6 protein-coding genes are annotated in these 9,923 nt (G+C 73.6%); 2 read left to right on the plus strand and 4 right to left on the minus strand.

Annotation, left to right across the window (positions count from 1 at the left end):
• Positions 1-131 precede the first annotated feature (131 nt).
• Together ACWGB8_RS36240 and ACWGB8_RS36245 are read right to left on the minus strand one after the other, a co-directional pair.
• Positions 132-2,504 (minus strand): immune inhibitor A domain-containing protein, encoded by a 2,373-nt coding sequence (locus tag ACWGB8_RS36240; protein WP_452217923.1) that lies wholly within the window; start codon positions 2,502-2,504, stop codon positions 132-134.
• Between the two features lie 115 nt (positions 2,505-2,619).
• Entirely contained in the window at positions 2,620-4,689 is a 2,070-nt protein-coding gene (locus ACWGB8_RS36245; protein WP_452217924.1) for a prolyl oligopeptidase family serine peptidase, read from the minus strand.
• A 53-nt stretch (positions 4,690-4,742) separates the two neighbouring features.
• On the opposite strand from ACWGB8_RS36245, the gene ACWGB8_RS36250 reads away from it, so the two are divergent.
• Positions 4,743-5,948, plus strand: a complete 1,206-nt coding sequence (locus ACWGB8_RS36250; protein WP_452217925.1) for an aminotransferase class V-fold PLP-dependent enzyme — start codon at positions 4,743-4,745, stop codon at positions 5,946-5,948.
• A gap of 76 nt (positions 5,949-6,024) precedes the next feature.
• Here the strand turns inward: ACWGB8_RS36250 and ACWGB8_RS36255 are convergent, their stop codons facing one another.
• Positions 6,025-6,357: an ArsR/SmtB family transcription factor gene (locus tag ACWGB8_RS36255; RefSeq protein ID WP_452217926.1), complete on the minus strand. Its 333-nt coding sequence runs from the start codon at positions 6,355-6,357 to the stop codon at positions 6,025-6,027.
• A gap of 29 nt (positions 6,358-6,386) precedes the next feature.
• Entirely contained in the window at positions 6,387-6,761 is a 375-nt protein-coding gene (locus ACWGB8_RS36260; RefSeq protein WP_452217927.1) for a hypothetical protein, read from the minus strand.
• 258 nt (positions 6,762-7,019) lie between these two features.
• Between ACWGB8_RS36260 and ACWGB8_RS36265 the strand changes: the two genes are divergently transcribed.
• Positions 7,020-9,872: a DEAD/DEAH box helicase gene (locus ACWGB8_RS36265; protein ID WP_452217928.1), complete on the plus strand. Its 2,853-nt coding sequence runs from the start codon at positions 7,020-7,022 to the stop codon at positions 9,870-9,872.
• The last annotated feature ends 51 nt before the right edge of the window (positions 9,873-9,923 follow it).

Genomic DNA, 9,923 nt, shown 5'->3' on the forward strand with positions numbered 1-9,923 from the left:
CATCCGTACGGACGGATGCCCGGCAGCTGTGTGTCCGGGAGGCCGGAGGCAGCACCCGGGGACGGGACCGGGGCCCGGCCTGTGGGAGGGCCGGGCCCCGGGGTGGGAGCGTTCGTCGTGCGGGCGGGGCCTCAGGAGGCCGGGGCGACCCGGACGGTGGTGAGGCGGCCGTCGCGGGACTCGCGGACCACCTCGATCTTCGTGTTGGTGTCCGGCACCTTCACGCCCAGCTGCGGGGTGGCCGGGTCGCTGTAGACGCCGGTGCGGTCGTTGAAGACCGGGACGGCCGGCCGGGAGGCGATCCGCACCGGGACGCCCGCCTTGTGCAGGGTGAACGCGGTGGTGGGCTTCAGCGAGAAGGTCGCGTCGTAGGTCTGGGCGCGGCCGTTGACCAGGGTGCCGTCGGCGAACCGGATCGGCGTCGGGCGGGCGTCGATCGGCAGGATCATGCCGCCGCCGGGGTGGTCCTTGGTGTTGTTGTCGGTGTACCCGGTGTCCCAGAGCCAGATGAGCACGCCCTCCTGGTACGGGTAGAAGTCGACGGTGTCCTTCTTCTTCTCGATGCCGGTGTAGCCGAAGTTGTACGGGCCGGTCTTCAGGAAGGCGCCGTAACCGGCGTAGCGGCGGTTCTCGACCAGGTAGGCGCGCGGGTGCTGCTTGACCGCGTCGCGGCCGGTGACGACCGAGAAGCCGGTCGCGGTCCAGCCGTTGGGGCCGTTCTCGGCGCCGTCGGAGGCCAGGACGGTGTCGCCGGCGGTGATCCGCACGGAGTCCACGAGCACGCCGCGGCCGTGGGTGTTGCTGTCCGAGGTGACGTGGAAGCGCAGCCGGACCTGCCGGCCCGCGTAGCCGTCCAGCGGGATGTGCAGCTGCCGGTACGCGCCCGAAGTGCCGCTGAGCCCGGGGGTGTTGGCGGTGGTGTTGCCGATCGGGGCGCCGTCGACGGTGCCGCCGAGGGCGGTCCAGGTCTTGCCGCCGTCGGTGGAGGCCTCGACCGCGAGGAAGTCGTAGTCCTGCTCGATGTCGTACCAGACGGCGGCGTCGAGGGCGGCCGGGCCGCCGGCCGTGCGCAGGTCGACGTCCCGGGCGAGGGAGTTGTCGAGGTTGTCGCCCTTGTCGCTCCACCAGTGCTTGGCGCCCTCGCGCGGCTCGGTGAGCTGCGTGGTGGTGGTGCCGTCCGGCAGGTGGACCAGGACGGCCTGGGCCTGGTCGGTGTTGTAGCTGCTGACCCCGAGCGCGTGGCTGGAGCGGGTGGCGGCCTGCGCCTCGTCGTAGTTCAGCCAGCCGAACTGCAGCTTGCTCCAGGCGTCGAGGTCGCCGGGGTAGCCGCCGGTGGTGTTCCGGCCCTTGCCCAGGTACGAGCCGGAGGACATCAGCGACCAGAAGTTGACGCTGTTGTCGCCGCCGCTGGTGCTGTAGAGGTCGGGCAGGCCCAGGTTGTGGGCGAACTCGTGGGCGAACAGGCCGACTCCGCTGTTCTCGCCGGCCTGGACGTAGTCGTAGACGTACAGGCCGGTGTCGCCGACCGGGGCGCCGCCGATCCGGTTGCCCTCGGGGCCGGTCTGGCCGGCCGGGTCCGGGAAGGCCCAACTGCGGTGCGCCCACAGCGCGTCGGCGCCCTGGGCGCCGCCGCCCCAGGTCTCGTCGACGCCCGCGTGCACCACGATCACGTTGTCCAGGTAGCCGTCGGCCTCGCCGAACTCGCCGTTCTTGTCGTGGTCGTAGCGGTCGTGGACGTCGTACTGGGCCAGTTCGGCCTTCACGTCGGCGGCGCTGCGGCCCTTGGCGACCTCGCCGTCGTACCAGGCCTTCACCGCGTCGCGGATGAACTCCTGCCCCTGCGTCCAGGCGCCGGAGCCCTGCGGGCCCTTGTTGCTGCCGTAGCGGGCCTCGTTCCAGGGCAGGGTGACCCAGTCGCTGACGGTGCCCTCGATGTCGTAGCGGCCGGAGGACTGGGTGCGGAAGTAGTTGCGCATCGACACCGAGCCGGGCCGGTCGTCGAAGAACATCTGCTGGTAGTGGGCGCGGTCGAAGTCGCCGCTCCAGAGCGTGTGGTTGTCGCCCTTGCCGGGCTCGGGGATCTGGTTGTGCCGCGGGCCGGGGGTGCCGCCGTAGCGGGGCTGGCCGTTGTGCTGGGTGGTGCTGTCGACCTGGTCGCCGAACTGGGCGAGGATGACGAAGACCTTGTCCTTGCGCTCCTGCGCGAGCTGGACGTAGTCGTTGCCGATCCGGACCTTTGCGGGCGCCCGCTTGTCCGAAGTCTTCGCCACGGCGCCCTTGTTGAGCTTCTCCAGGGCCTTGGTGCGCAGCGACTGGCGCTCGCGCTCCTGCGGGGCGAGCGGGCCGGGCGGGGCCTCGGCGCCCTCGGCGCCGGCGTGTGCGGCGGCCAGGGCCGGGGTGGGGGCGGGGGGCAGGGGTGCGGCCTGGGCGGGGGAGCCGAGGAGGGTGGCCGCTATCGCGCTCGTGGTGAGCGTCGCCGCGAGTACCGCGGACAGTCTGCGCAACTGACCGGTCCTTTCCGGACGGTGGTGGTCGAGGGGCGCAGGTAATATTTCACATGTGATGGGTCACATGGAAGATGTCGGGAGGTCCGGCCCGGTCCGGACCTCCCGACCGCTTCTAACGGGCCAGGGCGTCGCGCAGGAAGGCGAGTTCGGCGGCGGCGAGCTGCTCCGCCACCCCGCCCGGCGTCATGTGGGTGATGCCCGGCAGCGGCAGCACGCTGTGCGGCCGGCCCGCCCGGGTGAGTGCCGCGGAGAGCCGCAGGGTGTGCGAGGGGTGCACGTTGTCGTCGTCCAGGCCGTGGACGAGCAGCAGCGGCCGGGTCAGTGACGGCGCGTCGGGGATCAGGCAGTCCGCCTCGTACCCGGCCGGGTTGTCCTGCGGCAGGGCGAGGTAGCGCTCGGTGTACGCGGTGTCGTACAGCCGGAAGTCGGTCGGCGGGGCGCCCGCGCAGGCCGCGTGGAAGACGTCCGGGCGGCGCAGCACCGCGAGCGCGGCGAAGTACCCGCCGTACGACCAGCCGCGCACGCCGACCCGGCCGAGGTCGAGGTCGGGGTGGCGCTCGGCGAGCGCGTGCAGGGCGGCCACCTGGTCGTCCAGGGCGACCTGGGAGAACCGGCGGAAGATCGCCCGGGCGAAGTCGGGGGAGACGAACGGGGTGCCGCGGTTGTCGGTGGTGACCACGGCGAAGCCCTGGTCGGCCCACCACTGGCGCAGCTGCCAGCGGCGCGGCTCGGTGGCGATCGCCTGGGCGCCGGGGCCGCCGTAGACGTCCAGCAGGACCGGCAGCCGGCGTCCGGGGGTGTGGTCGCGCGGGTACACCACGCTGGTGGGCAGGCCGAGTTCGGTGACTCGGGCGAGCTGCGGGTCGACCCGGTACGGCAGTTCGGCGGAGAGGTCGGTGAGCTCCGATTCGGCGCCGGCGTGCAGCACCCGGCGGGTGAAGCCGTCCGGGCGGGCCGAGGTGAGCAGCAGGGTGTCGGCGGCGGCGAGCGCGCTGTGCACGCCGGGGCCCTCGCTGAGCCGTTCGGGGGCGCCGCCGTCCGGGTCGATCAGGTGGACGTGCTGGTCGGCCGGGTCGCCGTCGGTGGTCTCGGTGAGCAGCCGGCCGTTCAGCCGGCCGACCACCCGGCGGATCTGCAGGCCGGCGGTGTCGAGCGGCTTGCCGTCCACCGCCAGGCCGCGGGCCCCGGGGGTGTCGTGGACGGTGAGCAGCCGGCCGTCGTCCAGCCGGTCGGGGGTGCCGGGCAGGTCGTCGACCCAGAACGCGTCGGTGGTGCGGGAGAGTTCGGCGGTCGTCCCGGTGGCGGGGTCGGCGGTGAGCAGCAGCACGTTCTGCTGCAGCCGGTCGGCGACGGTCAGCAGGATCTCGCCGTCGTCGGCCCAGCGGGCGTTGCACAGGTACGGGAGTGCGGCGGAGTCCCAGCGCAGGCGCACCCGGCTGCCGTCCAGGCCGAGGACCCAGAGCTGGACGTCGGCGTTGGGCCCGCCGGCCTGCGGGTAGGCGAAGTCCTCGGGGGCCCGGTCGGGGTGTGCCGGGTCGGCGAAGTGGCGGCGGGGCAGGGCGGATTCGTCGACCCGGGTGGCGAGCAGGGCGCCGCCGTCGGGCCGCCACCAGTGGCCGCGGCTGCGGCCGAGCTCCTCGGCGGCGGCGAACTCGGCGACGCCCCAGCGGGCGCCGTCGGCGGGGCTGAGCGGGTCGGGGCCGGGGGTGACGTGCAGGGCGTCCTCGGCGACGTAGGCGATCCGGTGGCCGGTGGCGTCCGGGCGGGGGTCGTGGGCGGGCCCGGCGGTGGGGAGTTCGGTGGTGGTGCCGGTGGCGGTGTCGACCCGGAACAGCCGTCCGTCGAGGGTGAACGCGGCGACCGAGCAGTCCGCGGTGGCCGCGTACGCGCCGATGCCGGCGGCGGTGAGGCGGATCCGTTCGCGCAGGTGGCGTTCGACGGGGGGCAGGTCGAAGCGGTCGCCGGTGCGGCCGGGCACGAGCTCGGCGGGGTCGGCGGCGAGCCGCTCGGTGCCGGTGGCGAGGTCGAGCAGCCAGAGGCGGTCGACCGGGTCCTCCGGGCCGGTGGAGCGCAGCAGCAGGAGCCGGGTGCCGTCGGCGGCCGGGGTGACGGCCCGGGGGGAGCCGTGGGTGAAGCGCCCGGTGCGGGTGCTGAGGGCGAGGAAGGGGTCGGAGATGGTCACCGCCCGATGGTGGCGGCGGGGCGGGCCGGGCCACCAGTAGGATGACATGTGAAATGTCACACATCATTTTCGGGTCCGGGTCGGACCCCGGACGGGAGGACGCGATGGACGAGAACGGGGCGCCGCAACCGCTCCCCGGCGCCGGGGAGCTCTTCACCCTGGACCGCGGCACGGCCCACCTCAACCACGGCTCGTACGGCGCGGTGCCCGTCCCCGTGCAGGAGCTCCAGCAGCGGCTGCGGGCCGAGCAGGAACGGGACCCGGACGGCTTCTTCGCCGGACTGCTCGACCGGGTGGCCGCCGCCCGCACGGCCGTCGCCGCCGAACTGGGTGCCGATCCGGCGCGCACGGCTCTGCTGACCAACGTCACCGAGGGCGTCGCGGTCGCGCTGGACAGCATCCCGCTGGCGCCCGGCGACCGGATCCTGGTCACCGACCACGGCTACGGCGCCGTCACCCGGGCCGTCCTGCGGCGTGCCGGGGAGACCGGCGCCGTCGTGGACACCGTCCGCCTGCCGCCGGACCTCCCGGACGAGGCGGCCGTGCGGGAGGCCGTGCTCGGCGCCGTCACCGGGCGGACCGCGGTGGCCGTGCTCGACCTGGTCACCTCGCCCACCGCCCGGCTGGTCGCCGGACCCGCGCTGCTCGCCGCCCTGCGCGTGCGCGGCGTGACCACCGTGGTGGACGCCGCGCACGCGCCCGGCATGCTGCCCGCCCCGGTGGACGCCGCCGCGGACTTCTGGGTCGGCAACCTGCACAAGTGGGCCTTCGCCCCGCGGGCCGCCGCCGTGCTCGCCGTCGGCCCGCGGTGGCCCGAGCGGATCCGCCCGCTGATGCTCTCCTGGGAGCACGACCGGGGCTTCCCGGCCCGGGTCGAGTGGCGCGGCACCTGCGACTACACGCCGTGGCTGGCCGCCCCGGCCGGCTTCGGGGTGCTGCACTCGCTCGGCGCCGACCGGGTCCGCCGCCACAACGAGCGGCTGGCGGCGTACGGGCAGCGGCTGCTCGCCGAGCGCACGGGGCTGCACCCGCTGCCGGCCGCCCCCGGCGTCGCCATGCGCGCCCTGCGGCTGCCGCCCGGCTGCGGCGAGGACGACCGGGGGGCCCGGGCGCTGATGGCCGCGGTGTGGCGGCGGCTGGCCACCCGGATCGTGGTGCGCCCCTGGCCGGGCGGCGGGGTGCTGCGGGTCAGCGCGCAGCTGTACAACCGGCCCGGGGAGTACGAGCGGCTGGCGGCCGGACTGGGCGAGCTGCTCTGACCCCGGCCCGGTACCCCGCCTGCCCGCGGTACGCGCCCGCCCGGTACCCCGCCGCCCCGCTGCGGGCCGCCGCCCGCTACTCGGCGGCGGCCCGCAGTTCGGCCAGCAGCTGGCCCTGGTCGGCCAGCAGTACGGTGAGGATCCGCCGGGCGGCCCGCAGCAGGTCGGCGACGTCGCCGCCGGCCAGCGCGTACACCACGGTGGAGCCCTCCCGGGTGGCGGTGACGATGCCGGACCGGCGCAGTACCGCGAGCTGCTGGGAGAGGCTGGACGGCTCCACGTCCAGCTCGGCGAGCAGGTCGCGGACCGGGGTGGGCCCGGCCTGCAGCAGCTCCAGCACCCGGATCCGGACGGGGTGGCCGAGCATCCGGAAGAACTCGGCCTTGGCCTGGTACAGCGGGACCGGCACGGCGCTCCCTTTCGTGGTCGCCGGTGCGGTCAGATCTCCAGTCCGACTTCGATCCGCTTGAGCTGGTGGCGGGCCATCGCGAGGTTGGAGCGGGTGCGGTTGAGCGCGAGGAAGAGGAACAGGCCGCGGCCCCCCTTGGTGGTGAGTGGGCGGACCAGGTGGTACTGGCTGGTCAGGCTGACCAGGATGTCCTCGATCTCGTTGTCGTGGAGGTTGAGCATCTCCATCGTCCGCATCTTGGCGCGGACCAGGTCGGTGTTGCCGGCGGCGGCGACGTTGAGGTCGAGCTCCCCGCCGTCGCCCAGGCTGCCGAGGGCCATGCCGCTGCCGTAGTCGACCAGGGCGACGCCGATGGCGCCGTCGATGGACATGGCTTCCTTGAGGGACGTCTCCAGATTCGCCATCGCTCCGCTCCTCCTGTGAGTGACTGACTGCTGTCCGTGGTGGCTGTGTTCCGAATGTAGGGAGAACGGACGAGGATTCACCGCGAATGACCACAGCTGGTCGAATTTGATCGGGTCGCGCCAAGTTGAAGACATTTGCAACTATGGATCTGAGAGAGATTTGATCCAGTGGACCGGAAAAACGGTGCTATCGATGTCGGTCCTCCCGGGTAACCTCTCGCTGAGATGCGAGATCACACCAATCACACCCGGACGGCGATGAACCCCGTGCCCGAGCACCAGGAGGAGCGGGAGCTCAGCCCCGCCGAGGCGTACGCGGCCTTCCGCCGCCGGGCCAAGGAGCAGGCGACCGCCCTGTACGGCTTCCAGCAGCTCTACGACTTCCCGCTGGACGACTTCCAGCTCCGCGCCTGCGAGGCCCTGGAGGCCGGCGAAGGGGTCCTGGTGGCCGCGCCCACCGGCTCCGGCAAGACCATCGTGGGCGAGTTCGCCGTGCACCTCGCCCTGCAGAGCGGGCGCAAGTGCTTCTACACCACGCCCATCAAGGCGCTCTCGAACCAGAAGTACGGCGACCTGGTCAAGCGCTACGGCGCCGCCAAGGTCGGCCTGCTCACCGGTGACAACAGCGTCAACGGCGACGCACCCGTGGTGGTCATGACCACCGAGGTGCTGCGCAACATGCTCTACGCCGGCTCGTCCGCGCTCGACGGCCTCGGCTACGTGGTCATGGACGAGGTCCACTACCTCGCCGACCGCTTCCGCGGCGCCGTCTGGGAGGAGGTCATCATCCACCTCCCCGAGTCGGTGGTGCTGGCCTCGCTCTCCGCGACCGTCTCCAACGCCGAGGAGTTCGGCGACTGGCTGGACACCGTGCGCGGCGGCACCAGGGTCATCGTCTCCGAGCACCGCCCCGTGCCGCTCTGGCAGCACGTGATGGCCGGCAACCGGATGTACGACCTGTTCGCCAACCCGGACCGCGACGGGCGCCCCAAGGACGCCCCGCGCAACCCCGGCAAGGCGGTCAACCCCGAGCTGGTCCGGCTCGCCCGCTCCGAGCTCGACCGCAACCCGCGCGACCGGTTCGGCCGCGGCCGCGGGCGGAGCATGCCCAACGGACGGCCCGGCAAGGTCTGGACGCCGGGCCGGGTCGACGTCATCGACCGGCTCGACGCCGAGGGCCTGCTGCCCGCGATCACGTTCATCTTCAGCCGGGCCGGCTGCGAGGCCGCCGTGCAGCAGTGCCTCTCCTCCGGGCTGCGGCTCAACAAGGACGCCGAGCGCGCCCAGGTCCGCGCGATCGTCGAGGAGCGCTGCGCCGACATCCCCGACGAGGACCTGCACGTCCTCGGCTACTTCGAGTGGCTGGACGGGCTGGAGCGCGGCATCGCCGCCCACCACGCCGGGATGCTGCCGCGCTTCAAGGAGGTCGTCGAGGAGCTGTTCGTGAAGGGCCTGGTCAAGGCCGTCTTCGCGACCGAGACCCTCGCCCTCGGCATCAACATGCCCGCCCGCTCGGTGGTCATGGAGAAGCTGGTCAAATGGAACGGCGAGACCCACGCCGACATCACCCCCGGCGAGTACACCCAGCTCACCGGACGGGCCGGGCGGCGCGGCATCGACGTCGAGGGCCACGCCGTCGTCCTGTGGCAGCGCGGCCTCGACCCGGAGGCCCTGGCCGGCCTCGCGGGCACCCGCACCTACCCGCTGCGCTCCTCCTTCAAGCCGTCCTACAACATGGCGGTCAACCTGGTCTCCCAGTTCGGCCGGCACCGCTCGCGCGAGCTGCTGGAGACCTCCTTCGCGCAGTTCCAGGCCGACCGCTCGGTGGTCGGCATCGCCAAGCAGGTCCAGCGCAACGAGGAGGGCCTGGAGGGCTACCGCGAGTCCATGACCTGCCACCTGGGCGACTTCCAGGAGTACATGGCGCTGCGCCGGCAGCTCAAGGACCGCGAGAACGACCTCGCGCGCGAGGGCACCAGCCAGCGCCGGGCCGCCGCGATCGAGGCCATCGAGCAGCTCAAGCCGGGCGACGTCATCCACGTCCCCACCGGCAAGTTCGCCGGCCTCGCGCTCGTCCTCGACCCCGGCCTGCCGCCGGTCAGCCGCAGCGGCCGGGGCGGCCCGCGCCACCCCGACTACCAGGACGGCCCCCGCCCGGTGGTGCTCACCGCCGAGCGGCAGGTCAAGCGGCTCGCCATGATCGACTTCCCGTACCCGGTCGCCCCGGTCGAGCGGCTGCGCATCCCCAAGTCCTTCAACCCGCGCAGCCCGCAGTCCCGCCGCGACCTCGCCTCCGCGCTGCGCACCAAGGCCGGCCACCTGGAGGCCGAGCGCTTCCGCCGGGGCCGCGCCGCCGCCGCGGACGACCCCGAGATCACCCGGCTGCGCGCCACCCTGCGCCAGCACCCGTGCCACGGCTGCGACGAGCGCGAGGACCACGCCCGCTGGGCCGAGCGCTTCCACCGGCTGCACCGCGACACCGACCTGCTGGAGCGCAAGATGCGCTCCCGGACGCACACCATCGCCCGCACCTTCGACCGGGTCTGCGCCCTGCTCACCGACCTCGGCTACCTCAGCGGGGACACCGTCACCGACGACGGCAAGCGCCTCGGCCGGCTCTACGGCGAGCTGGACCTGCTCGCCTCCGAGTGCATCCGCGAGGGCGTCTGGGACGGCCTGGCGGCGGCCGAGCTGGCGGCCTGCGCCTCGGCGCTGGTCTACGAGTCCCGGCAGTCCGACGACGCCGCCGCCCCCCGGGTGCCCGAGGGCGGCGCCAAGGAGGCGCTCGGCAAGATGATCCGGATCTGGGGCCACCTGGACGCCCTGGAGGAGCAGCACCGGATCAACACCGCCGAGGGCGTCGGCCAGCGCGAGCCGGACCTCGGCTTCGCCTGGGCCGCGTACCGCTGGGCGCTCGGCCACGGCCTGGACGCGGTGCTGCGCGACGCCGACATGCCGGCCGGCGACTTCGTCCGCTGGACCAAGCAGCTGATCGACGTGCTCGGCCAGATCCAGGACGCCGCCGGCGAGAACGCCGAACTGCGCCGCACCGCCCGCAAGGCGGTCGAGGGGCTGCGGCGCGGCATCATCGCGTACTCCTCGGTGGGCTGACGCCCGCCGCGACGGCGGAAGGGCCCGGACACCCGCGGAGGTGTCCGGGCC

The organism is Kitasatospora sp. NPDC054939 (assembly GCF_053610105.1).

What these genes read in the sequence shown, in the direction of transcription:
- ACWGB8_RS36265 (WP_452217928.1), top strand. Translation starts at nt 7,020, where the DNA reads ATGAACCCCGTGCCCGAGCACCAGGAGGAGCGGGAGCTCAGCCCCGCC.
- ACWGB8_RS36260 (WP_452217927.1), bottom strand. Translation starts at nt 6,761, where the DNA reads ATGGCGAATCTGGAGACGTCCCTCAAGGAAGCCATGTCCATCGACGGC.
- ACWGB8_RS36250 (WP_452217925.1), top strand. Translation starts at nt 4,743, where the DNA reads ATGTCACACATCATTTTCGGGTCCGGGTCGGACCCCGGACGGGAGGAC.